General features: G+C 41.7%; 31 protein-coding genes. 19 read left to right on the plus strand and 12 right to left on the minus strand.

Translation table 11 applies throughout. The annotated features are described in order from the left end of the window. Positions 1 to 49: 49 nt before the first annotated feature. The 3 genes from J699_RS16785 to J699_RS16775 all read right to left on the minus strand — a co-directional run bounded on the left by J699_RS16785 (position 50) and on the right by J699_RS16775 (position 1,913). Entirely contained in the window at positions 50 to 463 is a 414-nt protein-coding gene (locus J699_RS16785) for an HIT family protein (RefSeq protein ID WP_005230351.1), read from the minus strand. 95 nt (positions 464 to 558) lie between these two features. Then, positions 559 to 828 (minus strand): YARHG domain-containing protein, encoded by a 270-nt coding sequence (locus J699_RS16780; RefSeq protein ID WP_005230352.1) that lies wholly within the window; start codon positions 826 to 828, stop codon positions 559 to 561. A 707-nt stretch (positions 829 to 1,535) separates the two neighbouring features. Then, positions 1,536 to 1,913: a hypothetical protein gene (locus J699_RS16775; RefSeq protein WP_032869158.1), complete on the minus strand. Its 378-nt coding sequence runs from the start codon at positions 1,911 to 1,913 to the stop codon at positions 1,536 to 1,538. Between the two features lie 403 nt (positions 1,914 to 2,316). On the opposite strand from J699_RS16775, the gene J699_RS0218320 reads away from it, so the two are divergent. The 5 genes from J699_RS0218320 (at position 2,317) to J699_RS16760 (ending at position 4,743) form a co-directional block, all read left to right on the plus strand. Beyond that, the gene (locus tag J699_RS0218320) at positions 2,317 to 2,577 is read left to right on the plus strand and encodes a hypothetical protein (RefSeq protein WP_005230356.1); all 261 of its coding nucleotides are present in this window, start codon (positions 2,317 to 2,319) and stop codon (positions 2,575 to 2,577) included. A gap of 387 nt (positions 2,578 to 2,964) precedes the next feature. Continuing rightward, positions 2,965 to 3,159, plus strand: coding sequence for a hypothetical protein (locus J699_RS16770; RefSeq protein WP_032869239.1), 195 nt, complete (start codon positions 2,965 to 2,967; stop codon positions 3,157 to 3,159). 69 nt (positions 3,160 to 3,228) lie between these two features. Then, complete coding sequence (locus J699_RS0218325) at positions 3,229 to 3,468, plus strand: hypothetical protein (protein WP_032869159.1); 240 nt, start codon at positions 3,229 to 3,231, stop codon at positions 3,466 to 3,468. Positions 3,469 to 3,812: 344 nt separating this feature from the next. Then, complete coding sequence (locus J699_RS16765; RefSeq protein ID WP_005230359.1) at positions 3,813 to 4,013, plus strand: hypothetical protein; 201 nt, start codon at positions 3,813 to 3,815, stop codon at positions 4,011 to 4,013. 136 nt (positions 4,014 to 4,149) lie between these two features. Continuing rightward, positions 4,150 to 4,743 carry a lysozyme gene (locus J699_RS16760; protein WP_032869160.1) on the plus strand — a complete coding sequence of 198 codons (594 nt, stop codon included), beginning with the start codon at positions 4,150 to 4,152 and terminating at the stop codon, positions 4,741 to 4,743. Positions 4,744 to 4,784: 41 nt separating this feature from the next. Here J699_RS16760 and J699_RS16755 read toward each other — a convergent pair whose 3' ends face one another. The 3 genes from J699_RS16755 to J699_RS16745 all read right to left on the minus strand — a co-directional run bounded on the left by J699_RS16755 (position 4,785) and on the right by J699_RS16745 (position 6,285). Beyond that, the gene (locus J699_RS16755; protein ID WP_032869161.1) at positions 4,785 to 5,219 is read right to left on the minus strand and encodes a GNAT family N-acetyltransferase; all 435 of its coding nucleotides are present in this window, start codon (positions 5,217 to 5,219) and stop codon (positions 4,785 to 4,787) included. A 111-nt stretch (positions 5,220 to 5,330) separates the two neighbouring features. Further along, positions 5,331 to 5,648: a DMT family transporter gene (locus J699_RS16750; protein WP_032869162.1), complete on the minus strand. Its 318-nt coding sequence runs from the start codon at positions 5,646 to 5,648 to the stop codon at positions 5,331 to 5,333. Between the two features lie 193 nt (positions 5,649 to 5,841). After that, on the minus strand, positions 5,842 to 6,285 hold the full coding sequence (locus tag J699_RS16745; protein WP_032869163.1) for a BLUF domain-containing protein: 444 nt from the start codon (positions 6,283 to 6,285) through the stop codon (positions 5,842 to 5,844). 497 nt (positions 6,286 to 6,782) lie between these two features. Here J699_RS16745 and J699_RS0218330 point away from each other — a divergent pair, with 497 nt between their 5' ends. Together J699_RS0218330 and J699_RS16740 are read left to right on the plus strand one after the other, a co-directional pair. Continuing rightward, entirely contained in the window at positions 6,783 to 7,064 is a 282-nt protein-coding gene (locus tag J699_RS0218330) for a hypothetical protein (protein WP_032869164.1), read from the plus strand. A gap of 75 nt (positions 7,065 to 7,139) precedes the next feature. Beyond that, positions 7,140 to 7,679: an isochorismatase family protein gene (locus J699_RS16740; protein WP_228131939.1), complete on the plus strand. Its 540-nt coding sequence runs from the start codon at positions 7,140 to 7,142 to the stop codon at positions 7,677 to 7,679. A gap of 66 nt (positions 7,680 to 7,745) precedes the next feature. Here J699_RS16740 and J699_RS16735 read toward each other — a convergent pair whose 3' ends face one another. The 3 genes from J699_RS16735 to J699_RS16725 form a co-directional block, all read right to left on the minus strand. Next, the gene (locus J699_RS16735) at positions 7,746 to 8,333 is read right to left on the minus strand and encodes an RDD family protein (protein ID WP_032869166.1); all 588 of its coding nucleotides are present in this window, start codon (positions 8,331 to 8,333) and stop codon (positions 7,746 to 7,748) included. 164 nt (positions 8,334 to 8,497) lie between these two features. Continuing rightward, on the minus strand, positions 8,498 to 9,370 hold the full coding sequence (locus J699_RS16730; RefSeq protein ID WP_032869167.1) for an NAD(P)-dependent oxidoreductase: 873 nt from the start codon (positions 9,368 to 9,370) through the stop codon (positions 8,498 to 8,500). A 3-nt stretch (positions 9,371 to 9,373) separates the two neighbouring features. Further along, the gene (locus J699_RS16725; protein ID WP_005230371.1) at positions 9,374 to 10,459 is read right to left on the minus strand and encodes an alpha/beta fold hydrolase; all 1,086 of its coding nucleotides are present in this window, start codon (positions 10,457 to 10,459) and stop codon (positions 9,374 to 9,376) included. Between the two features lie 135 nt (positions 10,460 to 10,594). Between J699_RS16725 and J699_RS16720 the strand changes: the two genes are divergently transcribed. The 4 genes from J699_RS16720 (at position 10,595) to J699_RS16705 (ending at position 14,244) form a co-directional block, all read left to right on the plus strand. Next, complete coding sequence (locus J699_RS16720; protein ID WP_032869168.1) at positions 10,595 to 11,782, plus strand: O-succinylhomoserine sulfhydrylase; 1,188 nt, start codon at positions 10,595 to 10,597, stop codon at positions 11,780 to 11,782. Between the two features lie 12 nt (positions 11,783 to 11,794). After that, positions 11,795 to 12,124, plus strand: a complete 330-nt coding sequence (locus J699_RS16715; protein WP_004772118.1) for a YbaB/EbfC family nucleoid-associated protein — start codon at positions 11,795 to 11,797, stop codon at positions 12,122 to 12,124. 83 nt (positions 12,125 to 12,207) lie between these two features. Beyond that, complete coding sequence (recR, locus tag J699_RS16710; protein WP_005230374.1) at positions 12,208 to 12,804, plus strand: recombination mediator RecR; 597 nt, start codon at positions 12,208 to 12,210, stop codon at positions 12,802 to 12,804. Positions 12,805 to 13,101: 297 nt separating this feature from the next. Then, positions 13,102 to 14,244 carry a ribonuclease D gene (locus tag J699_RS16705; protein WP_032869169.1) on the plus strand — a complete coding sequence of 381 codons (1,143 nt, stop codon included), beginning with the start codon at positions 13,102 to 13,104 and terminating at the stop codon, positions 14,242 to 14,244. 24 nt (positions 14,245 to 14,268) lie between these two features. Here the strand turns inward: J699_RS16705 and J699_RS16700 are convergent, their stop codons facing one another. Continuing rightward, complete coding sequence (locus tag J699_RS16700) at positions 14,269 to 15,003, minus strand: class I SAM-dependent methyltransferase (RefSeq protein ID WP_032869171.1); 735 nt, start codon at positions 15,001 to 15,003, stop codon at positions 14,269 to 14,271. 170 nt (positions 15,004 to 15,173) lie between these two features. Here J699_RS16700 and J699_RS16695 point away from each other — a divergent pair, with 170 nt between their 5' ends. The 7 genes from J699_RS16695 (at position 15,174) to aroC (ending at position 21,434) form a co-directional block, all read left to right on the plus strand. Then, on the plus strand, positions 15,174 to 15,479 hold the full coding sequence (locus tag J699_RS16695) for a YcgL domain-containing protein (protein ID WP_005230383.1): 306 nt from the start codon (positions 15,174 to 15,176) through the stop codon (positions 15,477 to 15,479). After that, positions 15,472 to 15,858, plus strand: coding sequence for a hypothetical protein (locus tag J699_RS16690; protein WP_005230385.1), 387 nt, complete (start codon positions 15,472 to 15,474; stop codon positions 15,856 to 15,858). Before J699_RS16695 ends, J699_RS16690 begins: the two co-directional genes overlap by 8 nt. A gap of 35 nt (positions 15,859 to 15,893) precedes the next feature. Continuing rightward, positions 15,894 to 16,745 carry an AAA family ATPase gene (locus tag J699_RS16685; protein WP_005230387.1) on the plus strand — a complete coding sequence of 284 codons (852 nt, stop codon included), beginning with the start codon at positions 15,894 to 15,896 and terminating at the stop codon, positions 16,743 to 16,745. A gap of 12 nt (positions 16,746 to 16,757) precedes the next feature. Continuing rightward, entirely contained in the window at positions 16,758 to 17,945 is a 1,188-nt protein-coding gene (locus J699_RS16680; RefSeq protein ID WP_005230389.1) for a vWA domain-containing protein, read from the plus strand. A 42-nt stretch (positions 17,946 to 17,987) separates the two neighbouring features. After that, positions 17,988 to 19,193 carry a tryptophan synthase subunit beta gene (gene trpB, locus J699_RS16675; RefSeq protein ID WP_032869172.1) on the plus strand — a complete coding sequence of 402 codons (1,206 nt, stop codon included), beginning with the start codon at positions 17,988 to 17,990 and terminating at the stop codon, positions 19,191 to 19,193. A gap of 125 nt (positions 19,194 to 19,318) precedes the next feature. Continuing rightward, entirely contained in the window at positions 19,319 to 20,329 is a 1,011-nt protein-coding gene (prmB, locus tag J699_RS16670; RefSeq protein WP_009512939.1) for a 50S ribosomal protein L3 N(5)-glutamine methyltransferase, read from the plus strand. Between the two features lie 13 nt (positions 20,330 to 20,342). Beyond that, positions 20,343 to 21,434: a chorismate synthase gene (gene aroC / locus J699_RS16665; protein ID WP_005257576.1), complete on the plus strand. Its 1,092-nt coding sequence runs from the start codon at positions 20,343 to 20,345 to the stop codon at positions 21,432 to 21,434. A 111-nt stretch (positions 21,435 to 21,545) separates the two neighbouring features. Here the strand turns inward: aroC and J699_RS16660 are convergent, their stop codons facing one another. Next, positions 21,546 to 22,775: a GGDEF domain-containing protein gene (locus tag J699_RS16660; protein WP_005230393.1), complete on the minus strand. Its 1,230-nt coding sequence runs from the start codon at positions 22,773 to 22,775 to the stop codon at positions 21,546 to 21,548. A 298-nt stretch (positions 22,776 to 23,073) separates the two neighbouring features. On the opposite strand from J699_RS16660, the gene J699_RS16655 reads away from it, so the two are divergent. Beyond that, a complete protein-coding gene (locus J699_RS16655; protein ID WP_005285764.1) occupies positions 23,074 to 23,820 on the plus strand; it encodes a TenA family transcriptional regulator in 747 nt (248 codons plus the stop codon). Between the two features lie 106 nt (positions 23,821 to 23,926). On the opposite strand, the gene J699_RS16650 is transcribed toward J699_RS16655, so the two are convergent. Then, positions 23,927 to 26,155: a phosphocholine-specific phospholipase C gene (locus J699_RS16650; RefSeq protein ID WP_032869173.1), complete on the minus strand. Its 2,229-nt coding sequence runs from the start codon at positions 26,153 to 26,155 to the stop codon at positions 23,927 to 23,929. Between the last annotated feature and the right edge of the window lie 7 nt (positions 26,156 to 26,162).

Raw genomic sequence — 26,162 nt, forward strand, 5'->3', positions numbered from 1 at the left:
AGAAAATAAAAAAACGGAGTAATAACTCCGCTTTTGACTAAACTGACATTTAAAGCTCAGCTTTGATCTTTTCAGCAAATGCCTTGATTTTTTCCTGATCGCCCATTTGTGCCGCATGGCGACCCAGCTCATGCACAGAACTTGGAATCAGATGAAAGTGGACATGGGGTACGGTTTGACCCGCTGCGGCGCCAGACAGTTGCATCAGTACAATACCTTCAACATTCAGGGCTTTTTCAATCGCGCGTGCAACTTTTTGTACAACTTGAATGGTATAAGCCGCTGCTTCTGCAGGCAAGTCGAGTAGGGTAACTGCAGGAGTTTTTGGAATAACTAAGGCATGACCATCAGCTTGAGGCATGATATCCATGAATGCGAGTACCTGATCATCTTCATAGATTTTGATTGCAGGTAATTCACCACGCAAGATACGTGCGAAAATATTTTGGTCATCGTATGCCATGATTCATCCTTAAATAGGGAGTAGGTGCTTTAATATTGAAAATGCAGACTCTTGTTTAGAGTAAAGCGGAGTGCTTACACTCCGCGCAAACGTGCTTATTTACAGTTCAGTTCTTTTTGACGCGCCTTGATGTCATCTAGACGTTGCTGCTCTTTATCAGAAAACTTTGGCTTAGTGGTATGGCAGTTCTCGTTACCATATTTTGCCTTGGCATCAGCATCTTTAAAACAGAATCCTTTAGATGCATAGATGAGGTTATAGTCATCTTGTAACTTTTTACATTCTTGTTCTGGGGTTGCAGCGTGTACACTAACACCAGTAAGGGTAATTAGGCCTGCAAAAACTGCAACTGTTAACTTATTCATGAGGTGTTCCTCTAATCAAAAAGGTATAAACCAACGCTGTATGAGAATAGATTCATATGGCTCTTGGTCGCTACGTATATACCAATATAAGGTTTCTTAATAAAATTTCAATAAAACTCTATTATTTGAGTGTAATTTTACTCCACAATTTATCCTTATATTGATAAAAATCCTTTAATATCAATGATTTTTATAAAATACCATATAAAATAAACAATTATGAGGATATTAATCGAACATTATTACACTTAACAGAGTGCTATATAGCTATTTTTATTGAACTATTTGGATATTTGCCCAGACACCGATGTATTAACAAATCTAATCCTAAATATTGAATGAAGTATTTATTCAGATCACGATGAAAGGCTATAAAATCATTCAATCTATCGTTTTCAGTCATCTGAAAAAAATGATCTATCCCTAGATAAACTGTTTGGATGACTTTCTAAACATAGCTTTAAAATATAAATCAACAAAGGGAAATTAATCTTGAAAAATGGCCTAAACGGTCAATAAAAATTGAATTACCCAACACATTAATATCGAAATGAGAAGGTGCTGAATATTCAATCAAGAGATTATATCCGTTGTTATTTTGAACAGTGCTCATCTGACATGATGATGACACTCCCAAAGGCTGCAAAACAGCCTTTGAAAGAAAAAGGGTTAGGCAAGGAAGAGATGCACTACTGCCTTGATCGGGCTTAAGTCGCATTATATTGCGCATTACGAAAGTCAATACGCTGTTCTTTGCTGTAGCGCATTGTTTGGCTGTCAGCATTGCGTTTGATGGCACGATGGTAGTTGATAATCCTTTTCAGATTACTCTTAAGCCATTTCATGGCCAGTTCATTTGAGTGAATCGGGCGGGGCTGACTGTCTATGGTATCTTTGACCAGCACCGTATTCCATTCAAAAGGCGCAGCCTGAATCCCACCAAAAAACTCGGTATCGAATTCAGGGGTGTAGTTCAAAGAAACTTTAAGTAGATAAATTTTGGGTCCTAATCGGACATTGTAAAACCCATTTACATCTTTGCCCATATATTGGGCGAAAGGGGTTGTATAGCGTTGCTTTTGCATCACATGCTCCACAAAAATAAATTTTGAGCGGTGTGAGTTCGAAAAATGATGTCTTAAAGAAAAATAAAGTAGGGAGAGAGGAATATATTTCAGAACTCACCTTATTGATATGGTGATGGAATGGTCATATTTACAGCACGTTGAAGTGATAGTGCGTCATAACTTGTCGGTTAGATTTTATCCGGTTGATAGTAAAATTGTCGGGCTAAAACATTAAATTTGAAGTTTCATATGGTCTAGGTCAATAGAAAGAAATTATAATTTATCTAATTGAAATAAAATAAAAAACCTTTCATATTTGGGGGTTAAACAAATCTTATATGTCTATTTTTAGGCTATAATGATGCTATGCTCATTAAAATGAGTACGCTACTAAACATTCAATTTCATCAAGAAATTAAAAATGCTGAAATATATTAAAAATAACTTTCCTGTTTTTATACTGCTGGTCATTGTTGTTGCTGGGTTGGGTTCCCCTTTTTTCACTGGACGATGGATTCTGGCTCCCAGATTAGTGGAAGTGGATAGTGAGTGCTACGGTGTAGATGTTCCGCAAACGATTGAGTATTCTAAAGTACTGCATTTCTGTTCATGTATTCATACCATTGCCATTGAAGATAAAGCAGAAAAGTATCGATACTGCACACATTCCATAGAAAAATAATACAATGCGCTTAGGCGATGAAATGATTGGCTTAATGGTTTATCATAAGCTAAGTATTTATTTAAATTAGAGTTTATCTATGTACATTGTATTTATTATTTTAACGATATTTTTGGTCCTAGGCTGGATAGCGAAAATGACTAGAAAAAAATAAGCTTTGCTAGGAATCGACTAGGCAGTCAAAGTTTATATTGTGTAGCTGGGCTTTAAAGTTGCAGGCTTATTTGCATATTTTTGTTGATATGCGTCACACTTTGTTCTATATTCTCTTTGTTGTTTCATTATAACTAAACAACAATAACCCTCATTCAGCGCAAAAGAATAAAGGGCAAGCCTACTCCTCTGGAGTGGGCTTTTTTATTGATCAAAATAGACTAGAATATGGGAATGAAAAGATCCCGCCTTAAACCGACACTCGTCACCTCAAACTGGACCACCGAACAGGACTGTTTTCTGATTGAAAATAGTAGCTTGCCTATGGATAAATTAATTTTAGATTTACCTTTTTCAGAGGAAGAAATTTGGGCACGTAAAGCAGTGCTGGGATTGGTCCGTAGACAGAGACAAATGCAAAGAATCTAAAATAAATATTTAATTTATCAGTATTTTTTTATTGCATATGCTATAACAGCTCTTTATCAGGGGATGGATATGGCAATTATCACATTAAGAGATATCGAGACAAATAATAACCTCCGGGTCAAGTCAGTGATTGATCCAGGGATCAAGTTTGACGCCAGTGGTAAATTTGAAATTATTAAGAATATCAAATGGATGTTTGAAGATACAGAACTTGAAGTGCCCACAGAATTTCATGATACTTTGAATCACGCCAAACTCGACCAATATGTAGGTTTGCAATATGTGATAATCAAGATTGAAACAAACTGATTACTGTGTTTTTCATCTTCTGCAAGGCGTATTTTTAACCGGGATAACCAAAAAGTCAGCTTGTTTATCAGATTTAAGCATTCGCTAAATTAGCCGCAAGCTTAGAACCAGCTAAGTATTTTTATAAATCAGCAAGGCGAATGGTCGATATATACAATTTTTTATCCAACTGTGAATGTAACAAACTTATAGCAAATACAGTAAATCAGGCGCGCAGGCGCCTTTTTTATTGCTTAAACATACATTCTGAAGCATTGGTTACACAAATGATGTGTGTTCACTGTTGAATCTCCTGATCAATTATTCAAGCATGACAGGGTGAGTATTAATAAAGGATAGAGGTCATGATTGATGAAAATAAGCCTTTGAATTTTGATGACGATAATGAAGCGCTGGATTTTGAAGATGAAGAATTCATTGATGATAAAAAAGAGGATGAGTTATACAACAGTATTACCAAAGATGGTTCGAGTGTAGATCCGGCAGATGACGGTGAAAAACATATTCGTCCTGAAGATGGTGATCCGATTGAAATTGAGGAATAAACGGGCCCGCTTCGGCGGGTTTTTCTTGGGTTATTTACCTCGCTAAGCTGTTGTTCATGTTAGGCGTGAACGTTAATTATAAAATTTTAGTATTGAGCTGAAGTAAAAGATGGCGTCAAAGCGTGGAAAATGCAGCATGAAAACAATTTTTGATTATTTAAAAAAGATTTTTGATTACAGGTCAGTCCAACATCGTCATCACAATCCAAGTCAAGGTTCCAATATTGCTACAGTAGTGGATGTTGATGCATCAATTGGTGTAGCGGTCGATCTGGATCATTCGGAAAGATCTGTAAGTCAGGTGGGCGTTGATTTAATTACCGATTTTGAAGACTTGAAACTAACGGCTTATGATGATGGAACAGGGACATGGACCATTGGTTTTGGTACGACAGTTTATCCTGACGGCATACGAGTCAAACCCGGTGACCACTGCAACAGCGAACAGGCAAAACTGTTTTTCCAGCATGATTTAAAACGTTTTCAGGCTGGCGTCAATAATGCGGTGCTGGTCCCTTTATCTCAAAATCAATTTGATGCATTGGTTTCCCTCAGTTATAACATTGGCCAAAATGCGTTTAAGAACTCTACACTGCTCAAGTGTTTAAATACTGGAGATTATCAAGCCGCAGCAGAGCAGTTCCTCGTCTGGAATAAAGGCGGAGGACAAATTCTCAAGGGACTGGTACGCCGCCGTGAGGTGGAAAGGGCGCTTTTCCTAAAAGGATAAAATCAATTTTAGATCACCGATGCCAAACGTTCATATGGATTCTATGACTTCTCCCACACCATGACATATTCCTTTGAACCTGTGGCTGTATCTAAGCTTTCATTTAAAATCCTGAACCCGTGGGCCTGATAGAATTTCACACTATTTTTATTGTCTTGATATACATTTAATTGCAGACGCTTTCTTATTTGTTGGGCGTATTGAATCAGTTGTCTGCCTACACCTTTGGCTTGATATTCAGGGGAGACAAAAATTGCGGCGACGGTATGGTCTAGCAATGCAATAAAACCATAAATATTGTGTATATCTTCAGCTAGATAAACTTCGGACATGGGCAGATAAGTGCTTTGCATTCTGGAACTATTACTTTGCCAATAATCTGCAGGAATAAAATGATGCGCCTTGATGGAAGCGGCTAGCCATATTTCTGTTAATACGCCGAAATCATGCGCGCTTGCTTTGCGAATCTTATACAACGTATTGCCTCTGCTAAAAGATATAAAAGGCTTTTTAGCATAACATAGCTTGAAAAATGCAATTTAATGGCGTTAAAAAAGCCCTAAAAAAAGGGCTTTATCAAATAAGCATTAATTGGTGGTGATTTTCATCAGTACCACACCAAATACGATTGAAGCTGCTGCCAAAAGGCGTAACAAGCCCATTGGTTCGTTTAAAAAGAATATTCCAATCAGGAATGCACCAACTGCACCAATTCCGACCCAAACGGTATAGGCTGTACCCAAAGGCAAGGTTTTCATTGCCACGGCGAGCAGGCCAAAACTCAGGATCATAAAAACAATGGTAATGATGCTTGGCGTGAGTTTGGTAAATCCTTCGGACATTTTCATGGAATATGCCCAGATGATTTCAAAGATCCCCGCCAAAATAAGATAAGCCCAAGCCATTACAGACACCTCTTTAATAATATTTTTAGGTCGTCCTAAAGCTTGAAAAATGAAAAAAGAGGTCGTCCTCTTTGTTTTATATATAAGCACTTCTTAGAAAATGCTGCAAGTAATTTTGAATTAAAAAACTGTTTTGATCCGTTAAATGGCATTCCTGATCAAGAATGCCATCTTGCTAAAAAAGTAGATTTATTTAAGACACATAGGCTTGTACATCGTACTCGGGTTCGCCGGCCAGAACCGCCACAAATTTCTCTACAGTTTCAGCCGTTAACAGGTAAGGATTAAACTCTTCTAAATGATATTTCATGAAAAAATCAGTAATATTTTGATTAATCGGTGAAAATTTCATAGACCATTGGGAGAAAAATTTATCTTCACATTCAATGTAATAGAGAATTTCACAATTGACATGACGTTCATCTTTGACAATGCTGTTGTAAAACAGGTCATCAATAGCTGTTTTTGTACCTTCCAGACATTGTACGAAATAACCATGACCATAATATAAAACGCCCGTAATATTATGGCGGTAATTAAAGTCTACAGCCTCATCAAGGATTTCAATCAAAGTTGTTTTTAAGTTTGAGTCAATATTCTTAATTTTACTCACGTATAAAAGTCTGACAGACTCCATGACTGATATGCTCGTTTGTTAAGGATGAATACCTCTTATATAGAAAAAACAATGATTTGTATATTCTGTTGTGTAATGAACCGCAGTCTTTTGTAAGGGTAAATTGACAAGCAAACACAGGTCTGAGCCGTTTTAAATTTCTAATGGGTTTTTAGGATTTGAGTGTCTTAAATGAAGCATTTTATAAAGAGTGGTTATAAATTGTGCTTGAAATGAGGTGCTAGAAATTGTGATTTTTATAATAGTTAATGCATTGCATCGAAATGTATTGCTTGCAGTCATATCTGGAAGAAGCCTAGCAGGCTATTCTTCAATGAATGATGACTCATAGCACACGAAGCAATAACTTAGGTCCAAGTATTTAAGGAAAGGCGATAACTGAGCGTTGGAGCAACGGATGATGAGTCCGCTGCTCTAAATAACCTTTTCATACTTTTGTAATGACTTTATTTTAACCATTTGGTAAATTATAACCATGAATAAGAAAGGTTTATAAAATGAAATACATCATAATTGGCATGCTTTCAATATTAATATCAACAACACTCTTTGCCAGAGAAACCAATTCAATGCGCTCCTCTGGTGAGCTGGTTAATGTCGGGGATAGAGAAGGTGATTTGCTCAGGAAAATGGGAAAATCCTACCCGAGATATTTTATTCATAGAGAAGGGCGTCGCTCATGTGAAGCAACAGAATATGTCTATGAAATTGATTTGCAAATTTACACGGTGCTCGTCTGTAACGGAAAGATTTTTAGAATTGATGTGAATAATAAATAAGATAAACTCAAATAATGAACTCTGTTCAAGGCTCAGGAGGCCACTATCTCAACTCAACAAAATAATGCAGACGCTTTGATTGTGATTGATGTACAACGGGCATTTGTCACCGGTACAGAAGCTGTTCCTGCATCTGAGTCATTGATTGCTGCCCTGGATCTTTTAATTGCTAAAGCGAGAGCTGCAAATGCCCCCGTGGTCTTCCTGCAAAATGATGGGGAGGTTGGATCGGTAGATGAGCCCTATCAGGCGGGTTGGGAATTATTTTTTGCGCCTCAGCCTAATGAATACGTGGTTCGAAAAAGTGAGGACAATGGTTTTGATGGAACCTCACTCCAGCATATTCTGGATGAGTTAAAAATTCAGTCATTAGCCATTTGTGGTGTTTTGTCAGAAATGTGTGTGGCTGCAACAGCCCGTGCTGCTTTAGCCAAAGGTTATTCGGTATTGTTGCCCCATGATGCTCATGCCACCTATGATGTGCCGGCTGGGCCCGGATCAGAAGCTGTTCCTGCTGCTATGGCAGCCAGAGCAGCGGAGTGGTCGCTGGGTGATGAAATCAGGATTTGTGCCTCAGTGGAAGAGGTTAGTTTTATTAAAAGCAACCTCTGTTAAGGGTTAACTGATAAAACTTTTAAAATTAATACCTGTTTACTTGTTTCTTGTTGAAATAGCTGTTAATCAGTAGGTTAGTTGGTCTTTTGCATATTGCTTTTTTATGACAACTGTCCCTGCCATAAAGTCGTGAATAGCGCGTTTTCTTTTATTGAAAAGTAAAACAATAAATTCACTCCACCACCAGACTTGGCTTAGGGTACTTACTAGGCTATACCAAGCTGGATATAAAACAAGAATGTATTTTGCTCGATCAGTAAATCCTGCATTTAAGTATATTTCTGGATCAGCATATTTCAATGCAATAAGTTGCGCGATAACCGCGATTAAAGAAAAACAGATATCGACGGAAGATCTTAATAAAGCTTGTTTGAGGTTAATCGGAGTTCCATCAGGACATGTTATTTTTATACCAACTGCCATTTTTCCAAGAGTAGCTCCAAATCGATAATGGAAGTAAATGACATAAGCCGTAAATAATAAACATGAAACAACTAATGTAATCATTGAGCTGATTATCGATATACTTTGTGTAAGATGAACAATAGCCATCAAAGGAATCATTAATAGCGAATCAATAAGAGCGGCTGCTAGTCGTTTCCAAAATCCTGCGTAGACTTTTTCACTATTCATTTCAACTGGTAAAAATTCCATTTTTCCCTCAAAAAATTATGAATTATTAAAATTAATATAAATAATTGTAAATAAACTGAAGAATTTGAACAATCTAATTTGCTCATAATAATTGAGTTGGTCGTAATTTAAAAAACCGCTCAAAAGAGCGGTTTTAACATTACTTTTTACTCTGAATTTTTTCCTTATTTCAGCGTAATTTTACTCCACGACTCATATAGTTTTGCTGCTGCAGAGAAATCGCTATTGGGTTCCGCAGTTAAATTTGCAGTTTGAATCAGGCTCTGCGTTAAAGCGAGCAGAGGTGCCGGTAATTTGGCATCCTTGACCAGATCCAGTGCAATGCCAGTATCCTTTGCCAGTAATGGCAGACCAAAGGTCACTGGAAATTCACGGCTCAGGACACGTTGCGGGAAAATATTTTCGGTCACAAAGCTTTTACCGCTAGAAGCATTTACGCAGTTCAGTGCTGCATCCAGGTTCACGCCATGTGCTTTTAAGGTACTGAAACCTTCGGTCACTGACCATAAATTTACGGCAAGCAGCATATTATTAATGGCTTTTACCGCAAACCCAGCGCCAGGTTCACCGACGTGCTGAATCAATTTACCTAATGCTGCCATGGCAGGATAAGCACGTTCAAAAGCCTCCACATCGCCACCGACCATAAAGGTCAAGGTTGCATTTTCAGCACCGACTGTTTGACCACTTACGGGTGCATCCAGAAAATCAACATTTTGTGCTTTTAACTTTTCAACCAGACGGCGGGCTGAATCTGGTACGCCACTGGTGCAATCAATCCAGATTGAACCTGATTTAATCGCAACACTTTCAATCAATTGCTCAACATCATCGCTGGTGGGTAAACAGGAAAAGATAATGTCGGCTTGTACTGCCTGAGCAAGTTCTACTGCGGTGGTGCCATATTCTGCTGCATGTTGTTCTGCTTTGCTAAAATTTCGGTTCCAGACCAGAACTTTCTCAAAATATTTAGGAAGATGCGCCGCCATGCGATAGCCCATAGCGCCTAAACCGATGAATGCAACAGATTGAGTCATACTTTACCTTTTTATTTGCGTCGATCGTTCGGCTAACCATGTGGTTAAAGTTGGCCAGAACTCAATAGAACTGTTTTGACTGGACATTAAACCTAAGTGTCCACCCGGGATAAGAGTAAACGTGACATCCTGACTGCTTGTCAACTGGGTCAGCGGAAAGGCAGACTCGGAAGTCACCAGTTGATCACCTTTGCCTGCACCGACAAGAAGTGAGCAATTAATATTTTTAAGTTCAATGGTTTTGTTCTTGAGACGAATCGCGCCATGTTTTAAAGGATTTTGCAGCCAGACATTAAATAACATGTCCTGATTTACGCCGCCCGGGTAATCAATCATATTATTCAAGAAGTGACTGAGAGTGGCATCTTCCTGTACCAGCTTCAAATTATCCAGATTTTTCAACAACTGAATATTGCCATCAATCCAGCCTTTAGGATCTAACAGCTTGAATCCCAAAGAATTAAGGAAGCCCGGTGAATGGATCATCAGCTTGGGCAAACGGTTATAGATATAGTCTTTGATGGTTGGGTTACGGTTGGTGAGATAAGCCAAGGTTTTATACAGCTTGCCGATATAACCTGAAGCGTAACTGTCGATTGGACTACCCAAAACTACCAGATTTTTCACCACACTTGGTTGATGGCGTGCGGTATAAAGCGTGACAAAAATGCCGGCCATACTCCAGCCATGTAGTGAAATTTTTTCCGATTGGGCATGCTGTTGAATGGCTTCAATACATTTTGGAATAAACTTATCAATAAAAGATAGAAAGTTAATCTGATAGTTTTTATAAGTAAGCTTGCCCCAGTCAATCAGATAGACATCAAAACCGCTGTCCTGAAAATGTTTGACCAATGAACGGTAAGGATACAGGTCATAGATATCCATATTAATCGCTAAGGGGGCAACAAAAACCAGTGGTTCCTTATAACGCTTATTCTCGGAAGCGTAGAAACGGACACGGGTTTGTTTAAATTGCGCAATCACTTGATAGGGTGTTGATTGGGACAAAACCAGTTTGTCGGCATCGAATACACGCATAGCCAGATGTTTAAAATTTATTTTTTGCTGTTCCACAAGCGATTTCATCTTATAAAGTCTCGTCATGAGTCAAGATTGCACGAAGTCTAAGCGATAATTTCATCTTACGCCTTGACCTTAAATACCTTAGGCGATCAAAATATTGGCATATTTCCTCATTATGATCATAAGGCATACAAAACGATGAATCCAAGCGATGATTTAGAATACCAATTAGAAACACTGGCAATTCGCACAGGGCATGATCGTACCTCGGAAGGTGAACATAGTGAGCCGATCTTTTTAACCTCATCATTTGTGTGTGACAGTGCGGCGGATGCAGCGGCAAAATTCTCTGGACAAATTGCAGGCAATACCTATTCACGTTATACCAATCCAACCGTTCAGGCTTTTGAAAAGCGTCTAGCCGTATTGGATGGTGCAGAACGTGCCGTCGCGACCAGTTCAGGTATGGCAGCAGTTCATGCCATGTGTATGGCCTACTTAAAAGCGGGTGACCATGTGATTTGTTCGCGAGCAGTATTTGGTTCAATCATTGCCTTGTTTGAAAAATATGTAGCGAAATTTGCGGTTGAAGTGACCTTCGTTGATCTAGGTGATCTTGAAGGCTGGAAACAGGCGATTCGTCCAAATACTCGTATCTTATTCATCGAAACGCCGTCGAATCCTTTGGCACAAGTCGGTGATATGCAGGCGATTGCCGATATTGCCCATGCCAATGGTGCTTTATTTGCCGTTGATAACTGTTTCTGTACGCCTGTATTACAGCAGCCAATCAAGTTTGGTGCTGATTTAGTTCTTTACTCTGCAACCAAATATATCGATGGTCAGGGCCGTGCGCTGGGTGGTGCGGTGGTTGGTAAGCATGACTTACTTGAAGAAGTAAACGGTGTGATTCGTACTTTGGGTAATTCCATGAGTCCATTTAATGCATGGATTTTCTTGAAAGGCCTTGAAACGCTTAGCATTCGTATGAAAGCCCATTGTGAGAGTGCACAGAAACTTGCTGAATGGTTACATCAGCACGAAAAAGTGGAAAAAGTATATTACGCAGGTTTAACTGATCATCCTGGACATGAACTCGCGAAAAAACAACAAAAAGGTTTTGGCGGTGTCGTATCCTTTGTGGTCAAAGGTGAACGTGAAGGCGCGTGGACAGTGATCGATAATACGCGCTTTTTGTCGATTACCAGTAATCTGGGAGACGTTAAGTCAACAATTACACATCCAGCAACCACCTCGCATGGTAGAATGTCGGAAGAAGCTAAACAAGCTGCAGGAATTGAAGAAGGTTTAATTCGTGTGTCTGTTGGTTTAGAAGACATTGATGATATTATTCGCGACTTATCACGCGGTTTAGATTTAATTTAACGAGAGAAACTTATGAACATTAATATGCTCATGCAGCAAGCTCAGCGCATGCAAAAAGATATGGAAACTAATCTTAAAAAAGCCAAAGAAGAGCTTGCAAATACTGAAGTTCATGCGGAAGCAGGCGGTGGTTTAGTTAAAGTGACCATGACGTGCCGTAATGTCGTTAAGCGTATCGAAATTAGTCCTGACCTGTTACAAGACGAAGCAGACATGATTGAAGATTTGATTGCTGCGGCAATGAATGATGCTGCACGTCAGGCAGAAGCAATTTCAGAAGAAAAACTTCAAGGTGCCAACTCAGGTATGGGCTTGCCACCAGGTTTATCTGGTTTATTTTAAATCCCTCCCAGCCTCCCTTTTTTAAAGGGAGGAGTACCCCTCTTTTTTAAAGAGGGGTTAGGGGAGATTATGAGAGTTAATTTGTGTTTAGTGAACGATTTGAACAACTGGTTCAAGCATTACGTATTCTGCCGAGTGTTGGTCCAAAATCAGCACAGCGTATGGCATTGCATTTATTAATGAAAAATCGCGAAGGTGCTTTTGCACTGTCTTATGCTTTACATGAAGCTTCCAGCCATATTCATGAATGTCGTATCTGTCACTCTTTAACAGAACATGATGTCTGTGATATTTGTGCCTCGGTAGAACGTGATGAGCAATTGCTGTGTGTAGTTGAATCACCAGCAGATGTTATGGCGATTGAACAAAGTGGCAGTTTCCGTGGTAAATATCACGTTTTGGGTGGACATTTGTCACCTTTAGATGGCATTGGTCCGGAAGAAATCGGGATTCCTTACCTGATTCAGCGTTTGAGCGAAGGACAAATTCAGGAAGTCATTCTGGCGACCAATGCGACAGTAGAAGGCCAGGCAACCGCACATTATCTGGTTGAAGCGACCAAACATTTACCGATTCAGATGACCCGAATTGCACAAGGCGTACCGCAAGGCGGTGAGCTGGAGTATGTCGATAGTCATACCTTAAGTCAGGCTGTACACAACCGAATGCGCATGAAATAACAGCTTTCTTGGCATTTTCTTATATTTATTTTAAATTCATGCTGTTAATTTAAACAAATAATTAAATTTTACATTTTGTCTAACATTATCGTAGATCTATTTACGATGATTTGTGGCACTATGAGCTGGCGAAAAGGATTTTCGTTTTTTGATGAAATGGAGAGAGGAGTAATTTCATGTTTTATATGTGGAATACCAATTAAATTTTTTTTGTATTTTGTTTTTAGTTAAGCAATGCCTGATCTTGGTTAGATCACTCTATTGCGTATGGTTCTATATTATTTTACTTGAGCACACATGTTTCAGTTTATCCAGCAGCAACAAGATTTAGCTGTTCTCCTTAGCCAGATGGAACAGTGTTCTGTCTATGCACTTGATACCGAATTTATCAAGGTCGATACCTTATATCCCAAACTTGGTGTTTGCCAAATCAATTTAAATGGCCAGATTCTGTTACTGGACGGTGCGGCATTGGATCTGACCCATTTCTGGCCAAAGATTTTTGCTGCTCAACAGAACATTTTCCATGCCTGCAGTGAAGATATTGATCTGATCTATCATTATGCAGATCAGAAACCCTTGAATAATGTGTTTGATACCCAGGTCGCAATGGCATTTCTGGGTCATGGTTTACAGGTCAGTTATCAGAATGCATTAAAAACCTGTCTCAATATCGATATTGAAAAAGACCAGACCCGTTCTGACTGGCTGGCAAGACCACTGTCGCAGGAGCAAATGAGCTATGCGGCAAATGATGTCATCTATTTAAGCAAGCTAGCAGATACCCTCAAAACCGACCTGAAAGCGAAAGGGCTGTATCAATACGTACTGGAAGACTGTCAGAATCTCACCAAAGAGATTGCAACGGAAACACCACTGCCAGAACTTTATACCGATATTGGTAACTACCGCCATTCACGCCGTGAGTTGATGCAACTGCAGCAGTTGAGTATCTGGCGAGAGCAGATTACCAAGGCCTTAAATCAGCCACGCAGCTTTATTCTTCGCAATGGCACCATGATTGATCTGGTTGAAAAGAATCCGCGGAATACCTTTCAGCTTGCCCAGATCAAGGATATCCGGCCGAATGTGATCCGTGAGCATGGTAAAACCATTCTGGATTTATTGAAATTCTTACCGCCTGAGAATGAATGGCCTTTACGCATGGCACGTCCCGTCAAGAGTAATTCAAAAGAAGTGGCACCTAAAATCGATGCTTTAATTGCAGATGTCGTGCTTCAGACCGGAATCCCGAAAGAAGTATTGCTGCGTAAGAAATGGATGAATGCCATCTATGAGCATGTGGTGTTCCATCGGGATGAGCAGAGCTTGCCGCATTATCTGATGGGCTGGCGTTATGATCTGCTGACTCAACCCTTGATTGCCTTATTGCGGGAAGATATTGAGTATCTGGCTACTCAGATGAAAATTGCCCGTTAGTGTTTTGAAAAAAGAGCTAAGTCATTAGCTCTTTTTTTTGGCCTTGATGATCAGCATCATGGGCCGTCTTCGTTCATCCTGCCAGCCCATCTTTTCAATCATTTCATCGCTAGGCAGTGGTTCAATCAGGGCGGTGATTTCAAAACCTGCTTTGAGTAAAGCCATGACATGGGTTTCGATGGTGCGGTGATATTTCACCACATGGGTACCCAGGAACCGTGTTTCTCTTTGACCTTCTTCAAAATAATGGTCCACAGGCCAATATAGTGGCTGTTTCTCATGACTATAAATCCAGTCTTGCTGCGCACGTGCGGTAAAAATCGGGTGCTCGACAGAATAATAGAGTTCGCCCTGTGGCACGAGCAGTTGGGCCGCTTTTTCAAATACAGCATCCAGATCTTGCACGTAATGCAAGGCCAGTGAACTGATGATCAGGTCAAATGACGCTGCTTCAGCGATAAAAGTTTCAATCGAGCTATGTTGGTAAACCACTTTTTTTGCTGTATTTAACTGACGTGCTTTTTCTAGCATTTTAGTGGATAAATCAATTCCGGTCACAGAACTCGCACCTTGTTCAGCAGCATATTGACAATGCCAGCCATAGCCACAGCCCAAGTCCAGAACCGTTTTATTGTTTAACTCTGGTAGGTGTGCTTTAAATGCCGACCATTCACCAGCAGCTTGTAAGCCATATACCGAACGCGGCATTTTTGAATATTCAGTAAAAAATACAGGATCATCATATTTGTTTTGTTGCATGGCTGTTCCACCGGAAAATCAGTGTTTGATTATGGCATTCTAAGACACGGCATGGAAATAAAGGCTAAGGCGGCGAAAGAAAAAAGTCGACTCTGGCGTTAACAATCCTTAATGTATCCATTTTTATTTTCATGTATGCTGTCTTTGATTGTTAATAGATGTGAGTAAACATGCACTGCGATATTTATAGATCGAGCAAAAAAGATGAAATGTATATGTACATTGCTCGTCCAAATTATCCTGATGACAAGGAACAAGAGAACCCGTTTGAAGGTGTTCCAGAAAGCGTTTTACAGGCCTTCGGCAAAGCCACTTTTGTGATGCATTTAGAACTTCATAATGAGCGAAAACTTGCACGTGCCAACGTTTTACATGTTTTAGATTCATTGAATACCAAAGGCTTTTTTATTCAAATGCCGCCTGAAGGACTCATCAATCCGAATGCGGTAGAACCAGAGGGCTTACGCGGTGCTTGAAACTTTAACAGCAATCTGGTCGAACATTCTCTCGGTACTGGATCAGTTTCCTGAAGAAAATGTCGCGATCATTGTTTATGTTACGGGGACGCTCATTGCATTGTGGTGCTGGTATCGTTTGATGTCACGTCTGCCCAATCCGATTGGTGGCATCCTGTGGATCGTGGCTTTTGCAGTTCTTGCAACGCCAACGATTTCAGAAGGTCCGAATTCAGCCCTTGCCCCTGCAATTTTTGGTCTGATCTTTGGTGTGCTGACCAAAGAGCATGTCTTGATCTGGTCAAATCTATCATTGATTTTATTTGTCATTGGTACAGGGCTACTGATTGGCTTCTGCTGGTCAAAATACACTGCAAATAAAACTGCACGTTCAGTTTAGATACTAAGTTAAATATAGAAAAATAAGGTTTTTAAATGTCTGCTGATACACAACACTTCGCCGGTACAGATCAATATATCGCGACCGATAGCTTAAAACTTGCAGTGAAAGCTGCACGTGCCCTACAAAAACCATTGCTGGTCAAAGGGGAGCCGGGTACAGGGAAAACCTTGCTTGCAGAACAAGTGGCTGCCAGTCTGGGTTTGAAGCTGATTACCTGGCATATCAAATCGACCACCAAAGCCCAGCAAGGTTTGTATGAGTATGATGCGGTGTCGCGATTACGTGATAGCCAGTTAGGTGATGATCGTGTCTATGACATTAAAAACTATATCAAGCCGGGTAAATTGTGGGAAGCATTTACCAGCGAAGAGCGTTGTGTCTTGTTAATTGATGAAATTGACAAGGCAGATATTGAATTCCCGAATGACTTGTTGCATGAACTCGACAAAATGTCGTTTTATGTGTATGAGACAGGCGAAACCATTACTGCCACACAACGCCCGATTGTCATTATTACATCGAATAATGAGAAGGAATTGCCAGATGCTTTCTTGCGTCGTTGTTTCTTCCATTATATCGAATTCCCTGATGAAGCGACCATGCGCGACATCATTGCAGTCCATTTCCCGAATATCTCCAATACACTGGTTAGTGAAGCATTGCAGGTGTTCTTTAAATTACGTGAAATCCCGAATTTGAAGAAGCCACCATCAACTTCAGAGCTGATTGACTGGTTAAGCTTGTTGATGGCGGATGATATGCCGGAAGATGTATTGCGTAATCATGACAAATCGAAAGCGATTCCACCATTATATGGTGCCTTGATCAAGAATGAACAAGATGTGCAATTACTTGAACGTTTAGCCTTTATGTCACGTCGTTAAGAGTACTGAGCAATGTTTGTGCGACTGTTTTACACCTTACGCAAATATGGCGTACCGGTCACGACACGTGAGCTCATTGATCTCAATCAGGCAGTAGCTTCAGGTCTTGTGTTCGCAGATCAGGACGAGTTCTATCAGTTGGCGAAAACGGTTTTAGTCAAAGATGAACGCTTCTTTGACAAGTTCGATCGTGCCATGAAAGATTACTTTGATGGCATCGAAACCTTTGATCTGGATGAATTGCTAAAACAGGTTCACAAGTTACCGAAAGACTGGTTTGATCTTGAACTGCTGGAAAAGCATCTGACGCCTGAACAACGTGCGGAATTACAAAAAGCCGGTTCTCTGGAAGAACTGATGAAAATGCTGGAAGAGCGTTTGCGTGAACAGCATAAGAAACATCAGGGCGGCAACCGTATGGTTGGCACAGGTGGTACTTCACCTTTTGGCGCCTTTGGTGATCATCCTGAAGGTGTCCGTATTGGTGGGCCTGGGCGTAAACGTTCTGCGGTGAAAGTATGGGAACAGCGTAAATACCAGAATCTGGATGATGATCAGGTACTGGGAACCCGCCAGATGCAAATCGCCTTACGTCGCTTACGTAAGTTTGCCCGTCAAGGAGCAGCTGAAGAGCTGGATGTGGATGGTACCATCCGTGAAACCGCCAAACAGGGCATTCTGGATGTACAACTGGTGCCTGAGCGTCGTAACCGCATTAAAGTGTTAATGCTGTTTGATGTTGGCGGTTCGATGGATGCCTATATTGCTGAATGCGAAAAGCTATTCAGTGCAGCCAAATCCGAGTTTAAAACGCTGGAATATTTCTATTTCCATAACTGCCTGTATGACTATGTCTGGAAAGACAATCATCGCCGTAGTGCAACCCGCATGAATACCTGGGATCTGTTCCATACCTATGGTCGTGATTATCGCGTCATTGTGGTGGGTGATGCCAGTATGGCGCCGTATGAGTTAAAGTCGGTTGGTGGTTCGGTGGAGTATATGAATGATGAAGCGGGTGAAGTGTGGCTGAGACGTTTACGCCAGCATTTCGATAAAACCGCTTGGCTGAATCCTGAAATGGAAGGCTATTGGCATTACACCCAGACCATTCACTGGATTAAAGACATTTTTGAAAATCATATGTTTCCAATGACGCTGAAAGGTATCGAAGACATGACGCGCTACTTATCGCGTTAATATTTATATTAAGACGACAACTTTATAAGAACAGGAATAATGATGGAACATCAAATCAATGGGGTAGCTTTACCTAATGAAGCAGGTTTCTTTGGAAATTTTGGCGGTCAGTTCATTCCACCTCACTTAAAAGAGGCGATGGATGAGATCAATGCGGCCTATGAAGAGATTCGCCATACGGCCGAGTTTCAGGATGAGCTGAATGACCTATTCAAAAACTATGTCGGTCGGCCAAGTCCATTGTTTCATGCCAAGCGTTTATCTGAACAACTGGGGGGCGCACAGATTTATTTGAAACGTGAAGATTTAAACCATACCGGTGCGCATAAGATCAATCACTGTTTAGGTGAAGCTTTACTTGCCAAGTATATGGGTAAAACTAAAGTTATTGCCGAGACAGGTGCAGGACAGCATGGCGTCGCTTTAGCAACTGCTTGTGCATTAGTGGGTATTCCGTGTGAAATTCATATGGGACAAGTGGATATCGAAAAAGAGCATCCCAATGTCGTTAAAATGAAGATTTTGGGTGCAAAACTGGTTTCGGTGACTCAAGGGACAGCCACTTTAAAAGATGCAGTCGATAGTGCCTTTGAAGAGTATTTAAAAGATCCGAAAAACTATATCTATGCGATTGGTTCAGTGGTGGGGCCGCACCCGTTTCCTAAAATGGTACGTGACTTCCAGTCGATCATAGGCAAGGAAATCAAACAACAATCCAATGTGCATTTTGGTCAGAATCCTGATTATGTAGTGGCCTGCGTCGGTGGTGGCTCAAATGCGATTGGTGCATTTACCGCATTTTTAAATGAACCTGATGTCAAACTGGTGGGCGTAGAGCCGGCAGGTCATGGTCTGGATACCGATAAGCATTCTGCAACACTGACTTTGGGTAAGCCGGGGCAGATTCATGGTATGGCGTGTTATGTACTGGAAGATGAGCACGGTGAACCCTTACCAGTGCATTCGATTGCATCAGGACTGGATTATCCAGGTGTCGGGCCACAACATAGTTACCTGAAAGAGCTGGGCCGTGTGCACTATGAAACGGCGACCGATCAAGAATGTCTTGATGCATTTATGACACTTTCACGGGTGGAAGGGATTGTACCGGCACTGGAAAGTTCACATGCCGTGGCATGGGCTTTACGTGAAGCCCCTAAAATGGAGAAGAACATCAAGATTGTGGTCAATCTTTCGGGTCGTGGCGATAAAGACTCGGACTATGTGGCAGAAAAGCTAGGCCTATAAGTTCTGACTGAATATCTCATGTTAATAGACCGCTTCTTGTAGAGAGGCGGTTTTTTTATTGTTAAATCAATCTTAATCCCGTTAGAATAAAGCGTTTTGCAATTAGCACTTTTGGAGACGCCTAAGTGGAGCGACCGACAATCAGCCCTGAACATTTACAAGAAGCGGCTGAAAACCTAGTAACCATTCGAGATTTTATCCGTTTTGGGGTAACCGCAATGCGTCAATATGACGCACACTTAGGTCAAGGGACTCAGGACTATTTTGCCGAGAGTGCTGCATTGGTACTACAAACATTGTCACTTGAGTGGAAAGCGGATGCTGAAATTCTTGATGCGAAGTTACTGCCAAGTGAAAAAGCGGAATTCCTGAGCTTATTAGAACGTCGTATCAATGACCGTATTCCAACCTCATATTTATTAAACCTGGCGTATTTCTTCAATAAGCCATTTTATGTCGATGAGCGCGTGCTGATTCCACGTTCACCCATTGCCGAGTTGATTGAACAGCGTTTTGCACCATACTGCCTTGATGAGAATGGCCGTATGCTGGAAGCGTTAAACAACTTACCTGAAAATAATAATCCAAAAACACCACAACGTATTCTGGATATGTGTACGGGTTCAGGTTGTATCGCGATTGCCTTGGCTTATGCTTATCCGGATGCTGAAGTGGATGCAACGGATATCTCCAAAGAAGCGTTGGAAGTGGCTTCAATTAATACCGAGCATCATGACAAGCAATATCAGGTGGCTTTGCTTGAATCAGATTTGTTCTCGAAGATTCCTGCTGAAAATCAATATGACCTGATCGTGAGCAATCCGCCGTATGTTGATGCCGAAGATATGGCGGATTTGCCGGAAGAATTCTTGCATGAGCCTGAGCTTGCGTTAGCTGCGGGTCAGGATGGTCTGGATCTGGTTCGTAAAATGTTGGCTCAAGCGGCTGATTATCTAACAGAAGATGGTTTGATCGTGATTGAAGTGGGTAATTCTGAATGGGCAATGCGCCAGAACTTCAATACCGTTGACTTTCATTGGCTGACTTTCCAGAAAGGTGGTTCTGGTATTTTTGCTTTAACTGCTGAACAATGCCGTCGTTATAAAGAATTATTTCAGCAATCCGTTCAAAATTAAGAGGCGATAAAACATGGCAGGGAATAGTATTGGGCAACTGTTTCGAGTAACAACCTGTGGTGAGTCACATGGTGTTGGCTTGATGGCAATTGTCGATGGGGTGCCACCTGGTCTTGAGCTTTGTGAAGCCGATTTGCAAAAAGATCTTGATCGCCGTAAACCAGGAACGTCAAAGTTTGCGACGCAACGAAAAGAACCGGATCAGGTTGAGATTATCTCAGGTGTGTTTGAAGGTAAAACCACAGGCACATCAATCGGTTTGTTGATCCGGAACACCGATCAGAAATCCAAAGACTACGGCAATATTGCCCAAACATTCCGTCCGGGCCATGCGGACTATACCTATACGCAAAAATACGGCTTCCGTGACTATCGTGGCGGTGGTCGTTCAAGTGCGCGTGAAACTGCCATGCGTGTTGCTGCGGGTGCGATTGCCAAGAAATATCTTGCTGAAAAGTTTGGTATTGATATTCGTGGACATGTCACACAAATTGGTAATGAAGTTGCAGAAAAACTGGATTGGGCGGAAGTACCGAATAATCCGTTCTTCTGTGGCGATGTAGATGCCGTTCCGCGTTTTGAACAGCTGGTCACTGCTTTACGTGAGCAAGGCACCAGTTGTGGTGCCAAACTTGAGATCGTGGCTGAAAAAGTACCTGTGGGTTGGGGCGAACCTGTATTTGATCGCTTAGATGCAGATATTGCTCATGCCATGATGAGTATCAATGCGGTTAAAGGAGTTGAGATTGGTGACGGTTTTGCAGTTGCTGGGCAGTTTGGTCATGAAACCCGTGATGAGCTGACCACAGACGGTTTCCTTGCCAATCATGCTGGCGGTATCTTGGGGGGAATTTCCAGTGGACAGACCATCCGTGTTGCAATTGCATTAAAGCCGACCGCAAGTATTACCACGCCAGGTAAAACCATTACCATTGAACGTGAAAATACCGATGTATTGACCAAAGGTCGTCATGATCCATGTGTGGGTGTACGTGCAACGCCGATTGCTGAAGCGATGCTGGCGATTGTATTAATGGATCACTTTTTAAGACATCGTGCTCAAAATGCCGATGTGGTTGCTCCATTTAAACCCATCGAACCTTAATATAAAAAAGATTAAGCCACACAAATAATTTATTATATGTGTGGCTTACGTCTCATTATCATTCAGTTTAAAATTAAAGTAATTTAACCTGTATTTAATAATATGCATCCATTATAAAGTTTCGGAAATTATATTATTAGTTGACGCAATATGATATTGATTGCGACCATTACTTTTCGCGATATATAACGCATGATCCGCTTGCGCAATAAACTCTGACAGGCTATCTCCAATTTTCGGCATCATGGTAGCAACCCCCACACTGATGGTCACATATTTGGAAACCTGACTTTTGGGATGGGCAATCCCGATATTATTAATAATTTCCATCAACCGCTTGACTTGTACCAGTGCCTGCTCGCGATCCGTCATGGCAAACAGTAGCAGGAACTCTTCTCCACCATAACGCGCTGCAAGATCACCACTACGTGAGGCGATAGAGCCGAGCATGATCGCAATGCGCCGTAAACATTGATCACCCTGGATATGCCCCAGCGTATCGTTATAGAGCTTAAAGAAATCGATATCGATCATCATGATGGTGATTGGTAATCCATGGCGTGTGGCACGTTTCCATTCATTCTCCAGCACCTCATCCAGATAGCGGCGATTGGCCAGACCGGTTAAGGCATCCTGTTGAGACAGAATCGAAAGCTGCTGCGCCTGTCGCATCAGTTCTAAACGGTTGAGCTCAATCATGCAGTTTTGCAGATAGTTTTCACGGTGTTGCCGATCGGTGGCGTAGGCGAGTGCCATGCCCAGAAAACTGCTGAAGGTATAGGTGCGGTTCAGGAAGGTCCAGTCGATGGCACCACTGAGCCAGGTACTGGCAATAATCCCGATCAAACCGCCGACCCAGCCGGCAATGATCGCGGTATAGAAGCGCATACCGACGAAACCATAGATGATCACCACGGCATACATCATGGCGGCATGGAACAGAACGTTGTTTTGTCCTTGCTCGAGTACGTTAATGATCGTAAATGAAATGGCCACGGCGCCCATGGAACCAATGCAGACATAGTGATCAAACCATTTATTCATCATGGGCAGGAAAGACAGCATCCATGCCAAGGTAATAATGATCCCAACCCAGCCATAGGTTGCCATCCAGGTGATTCGCAGGTCTGTCGGTAGGACCTGATAGATACCGAAGCTTAGAAATAGATATAAACCTAAAATAATAGGGGCGCGATAACGGAACTCATGCGCAGCCTCATTTCTGTACTGATCACGATAGATCACTTCTAATTCTTTAGGAAACCAAACTAAATTTAGCCCGCGAGAAATTAACAAGTCGATTTGTTCTTGTCCCAATATATTGGAAGCTTTCAACTTCATCTTATCTCTCACCACTCCCAAAAATGTTCTTATAAATGTCAAAATAGGGATTATTTTTTTACTACGTTACACTGATTTAAAAGGAATGTGTATTAGATTATAAAAAAAATATTAATTTTTAAATAATAAGCATTGCCTAAAATAATGATTCAAGCTTAAATTAGATTCAAGAAATAAAAAGCTGTTACAAATTAAACGGCAATCGATTGTATCTTGCGGGTATTGAGCTACAATTTATAAAAAAGCATCGATCATGGTCAATGATTGAATTAAGTCATACGAAATAGGATGCATCGCAATGACTGCTATGAATCAATATGGAACAAAACTGGAAATCACACCTCACTCCGAATGGGCGCAACAGTTCTGGGATGACCTGTTACCTGCGAAAGAGCGAGTAAGCAAACACCCACTATTCACGGATATGGCCAATGGCTCATTAAGTCTGGAATGTTTTCGTTCGGCCTTATTGAATTTCTATCCTTTGGTGGCCCATTTTCCATCCTATATGGCCGGATCATTGGCGAAGGCCACCTCATTTGAACTGGATGGAGTGACTGAAACCCGAGACTGGCTGATCCAGAATATCAAGGTGGAAGAACGGCATTTAAACTGGTATCAGGACTGGGCGGGGGGCTTTGGTCTGACAGTTGAGATGTTGAATCAAGTAAAGCCACCTGTGGCCATGAACGCGGTCAATCACTTTTTGTGGGATGTTAACTTCCGGGGGACACTGGCCGAAAGTATTGCAGCAACCAATCTTGCGATTGAATGGGCAACAGGCGACTGGACCATTCAGGTGTATAAGGGGATTCAGGTATACACTCAACATCCGGAAGTCAATATCAACAAGCGCTCTTTGGCGTGGTTAAGAGCGCACGCCCATTATGATGATTTGCATCCCTATGAAGCGATGGAGCTGATTAAACGGCTATGCGATAAAGACCCTGTACTGCAGCAAAAGGCTTTTCTGGCTGCTCAGGAAGGTCTGGCCTATTATGAGTTGGCTTTGGATGAGTGCTATAAGTTACAGCATAAGAATTAAAGGCTGTTGAGTATTCAGTTTTTATAAATGATGGATCTCCAGAAGTGTAACCTCCTCGGTTTTGCCTACAACCGAGGAGATAACAGTCATGCTTCGAGGAAAAGTCTTAAACCATTGCGGGGTCACTGACCGAATCTTCACCTGTTTCGACTCGTCCCGCAAAGCGACGATAGAACTTGGCTTCCTGTGTGCAGGTTACAGCGAAGTCGTACCAGTGTCCTGTATCAGCCAAGTCCCAATGTTGAGTAGAGCTCTGTCCTGCTTTTACGGCGATTTTGAGGGCAGGGTCAGTGCGATATGCCACAGGGCTAATCACCAGTTCAATATCCTGCGTTCCTGAATTATTCAGGTCGACATAGACATTGCCATTGGCAATATCATAGCAAACCCGAATTTCGGGATTGATGTGTAAATCCTGATTACGATTCAAGTCACCTTTGAAATGTCGATGAAAGCCATTGGGTCCCAGCACCCACAGATCATATTGCCCTTGATTGTCTTTTTGCGCATTCCAAACATCATCCAGACTTTTACCTGCTTCTACAATATAACGGCGCGGAACCCGATTTAAATTTAATGTGTCGTAGACATGAAAGACCGCACCTTGGCTGCCTGTATTTGAAAATAGCAGCTTGACCGTTCCATCGTTCAGGCAACGTGCACTGGTATGTAGTTCATAAGGCAGTGCTTTAGAACGACGAATACCACTGGCCTGAATTGGCAATTGTAAATTGCTGGGAATAGGTACATTAGGTAGTTTTTGTTGTGCATCACGGAGTTGATCGGCTTGCTCTCTGGTTTGTTTGCCATTGAGTTGAGGTAACACATCTTCATTCGGCGTTTTAAAGTTAAAGGCGGAACTGAGATCACCACAGATGGCCCGGCGATACGGGCTGATATTGGTTTCTTTAACACCAAAACGTTTTTCCAGAAACATCAATACCGAGGTATGGTCAAATACTTGAGAGTTCACAATTCCCCCACGACTCCAGGGTGAAAGCACAAACAGGGGAACACGAGGACCTGGCCCATACACCCCCTTGTCTTTTTCAGGCTGGCTAGTACTACCCAGTGGAGCATCATGCACATAGTATTCATAACGCATATCGGTCTGGCTTAGCGTTGATTTACCTGCATACGTGTTATCCGCTTGCAATGTCGGTGCGGATGGAGATGGAACGTGGTCAAAATAACCATCATTTTCATCAAAATTGATCAGGAATACGGTTTTGCTCCACACTTCAGGCACGGCGGTTAACGCATCTAAGATTTCCTGAATAAACCATGAGCCTTGTACTGGGCTAGATGGGCCAGGATGTTCACAATAAATGGACGGGGCATTGATCCAAGACACCTGCGGCAATCTGCCAGTTTTGATGTCATTTTTAAAGGCATTTAAGAATTCTTCTGGGGAGTTACCCGGCAAAGTATTGGCAATGCCTTTATACAGTGGATTGTTGGCATTATCGGTTGTTGCATCATAGGCTTTGTACGGCAGTTTTTGTGCAGCCTTGTTATAAGGACTATTGGGTGCGCCGCCACTGGAAACCGGATAGCCCGACTCGATATTGGCTTTTCTAAAAGTGCGGAATGCACCAAGCATGTTATCGCCCCATTCATCAGGCATATTTTGATAACAAATCCAGTTGATTCCCGCTTCTTCGAGTCGTTCCGCATAGGTTTTCCATGTGTAACCGACATCAACCGTTTTGGGATCACCATCAATCCAGTCCCATTCATTATTTACAAATGCAGTACTGGTTGGGACTGCACCATTGGTTCCGGTCAAATGGAACGAACGATTGGCATCTGTACCGGTATGCATGGAACAATGGTAAGCATCACAAATCGTAAACGCATTGGCCAAGGCAAATTGGTAAGGGATTTCCTGTTCCTTAAAATAACCCATGGCATAGTCCGTTTTATAGCTTGGCCAGTGAGTCATACGACCATTGTCCCATGCTTTCTGACTATCCACCCAAGTATGGTGGGTGCCGGGCGCACGTTGGGCGTTATTGCTGGAGCCATCTAAATGGAATGGAGTTAACAGAGCACCATTACTGCGTTGTTGCTGCCAAACTGTACGCCCATTCGGTAATGGAATGGTGAGGCGATCAGCAAAGCCTCGGACCCCTTTCAGTGTGCCAAAATAATGGTCGAATGAGCGATTTTCCTGCATCAGGATCACCACATGCTCAACATCCTGAATCGTTCCGGTTTTATTGTTGGCCGGAATCGCTAGCGCTTTTTGAATACTTGCTGGAAAAGTGGTTAAAGCGGCAGCACCAAAACCTGTTTTAAGTGTGTTTGCTAAAAATTGACGGCGATTAATCACGCGATTT

The sequence above is a fragment of the Acinetobacter sp. 1000160 genome (assembly GCF_000588715.1).
In the GTDB taxonomy this organism is placed as follows: domain Bacteria; phylum Pseudomonadota; class Gammaproteobacteria; order Pseudomonadales; family Moraxellaceae; genus Acinetobacter; species Acinetobacter courvalinii.

Bases quoted from the DNA above. Each gene is read 5' to 3' on its own strand.
- J699_RS16730 (WP_032869167.1), bottom strand. From the start codon at position 9,370: ATGACTCAATCTGTTGCATTCATCGGTTTAGGCGCTATGGGCTATCGC.
- aroC (WP_005257576.1), top strand. From the start codon at position 20,343: ATGGCAGGGAATAGTATTGGGCAACTGTTTCGAGTAACAACCTGTGGT.
- J699_RS16735 (WP_032869166.1), bottom strand. From the start codon at position 8,333: ATGGAATTTTTACCAGTTGAAATGAATAGTGAAAAAGTCTACGCAGGA.
- J699_RS16685 (WP_005230387.1), top strand. From the start codon at position 15,894: ATGTCTGCTGATACACAACACTTCGCCGGTACAGATCAATATATCGCG.
- J699_RS16750 (WP_032869162.1), bottom strand. From the start codon at position 5,648: ATGGCTTGGGCTTATCTTATTTTGGCGGGGATCTTTGAAATCATCTGG.
- J699_RS16700 (WP_032869171.1), bottom strand. From the start codon at position 15,003: ATGCAACAAAACAAATATGATGATCCTGTATTTTTTACTGAATATTCA.
- J699_RS16785 (WP_005230351.1), bottom strand. From the start codon at position 463: ATGGCATACGATGACCAAAATATTTTCGCACGTATCTTGCGTGGTGAA.
- J699_RS16715 (WP_004772118.1), top strand. From the start codon at position 11,795: ATGAACATTAATATGCTCATGCAGCAAGCTCAGCGCATGCAAAAAGAT.
- J699_RS0218320 (WP_005230356.1), top strand. From the start codon at position 2,317: ATGCTGAAATATATTAAAAATAACTTTCCTGTTTTTATACTGCTGGTC.
- J699_RS16770 (WP_032869239.1), top strand. From the start codon at position 2,965: ATGAAAAGATCCCGCCTTAAACCGACACTCGTCACCTCAAACTGGACC.
- J699_RS0218330 (WP_032869164.1), top strand. From the start codon at position 6,783: ATGAAATACATCATAATTGGCATGCTTTCAATATTAATATCAACAACA.
- J699_RS16765 (WP_005230359.1), top strand. From the start codon at position 3,813: ATGATTGATGAAAATAAGCCTTTGAATTTTGATGACGATAATGAAGCG.
- J699_RS16720 (WP_032869168.1), top strand. From the start codon at position 10,595: ATGAATCCAAGCGATGATTTAGAATACCAATTAGAAACACTGGCAATT.
- J699_RS16745 (WP_032869163.1), bottom strand. From the start codon at position 6,285: ATGGAGTCTGTCAGACTTTTATACGTGAGTAAAATTAAGAATATTGAC.
- J699_RS0218325 (WP_032869159.1), top strand. From the start codon at position 3,229: ATGGCAATTATCACATTAAGAGATATCGAGACAAATAATAACCTCCGG.
- J699_RS16780 (WP_005230352.1), bottom strand. From the start codon at position 828: ATGAATAAGTTAACAGTTGCAGTTTTTGCAGGCCTAATTACCCTTACT.
- J699_RS16680 (WP_005230389.1), top strand. From the start codon at position 16,758: ATGTTTGTGCGACTGTTTTACACCTTACGCAAATATGGCGTACCGGTC.
- J699_RS16660 (WP_005230393.1), bottom strand. From the start codon at position 22,775: ATGAAGTTGAAAGCTTCCAATATATTGGGACAAGAACAAATCGACTTG.
- J699_RS16760 (WP_032869160.1), top strand. From the start codon at position 4,150: ATGAAAACAATTTTTGATTATTTAAAAAAGATTTTTGATTACAGGTCA.
- J699_RS16705 (WP_032869169.1), top strand. From the start codon at position 13,102: ATGTTTCAGTTTATCCAGCAGCAACAAGATTTAGCTGTTCTCCTTAGC.
- J699_RS16655 (WP_005285764.1), top strand. From the start codon at position 23,074: ATGACTGCTATGAATCAATATGGAACAAAACTGGAAATCACACCTCAC.
- J699_RS16695 (WP_005230383.1), top strand. From the start codon at position 15,174: ATGCACTGCGATATTTATAGATCGAGCAAAAAAGATGAAATGTATATG.
- J699_RS16775 (WP_032869158.1), bottom strand. From the start codon at position 1,913: ATGCAAAAGCAACGCTATACAACCCCTTTCGCCCAATATATGGGCAAA.
- trpB (WP_032869172.1), top strand. From the start codon at position 17,988: ATGGAACATCAAATCAATGGGGTAGCTTTACCTAATGAAGCAGGTTTC.
- J699_RS16725 (WP_005230371.1), bottom strand. From the start codon at position 10,459: ATGAAATCGCTTGTGGAACAGCAAAAAATAAATTTTAAACATCTGGCT.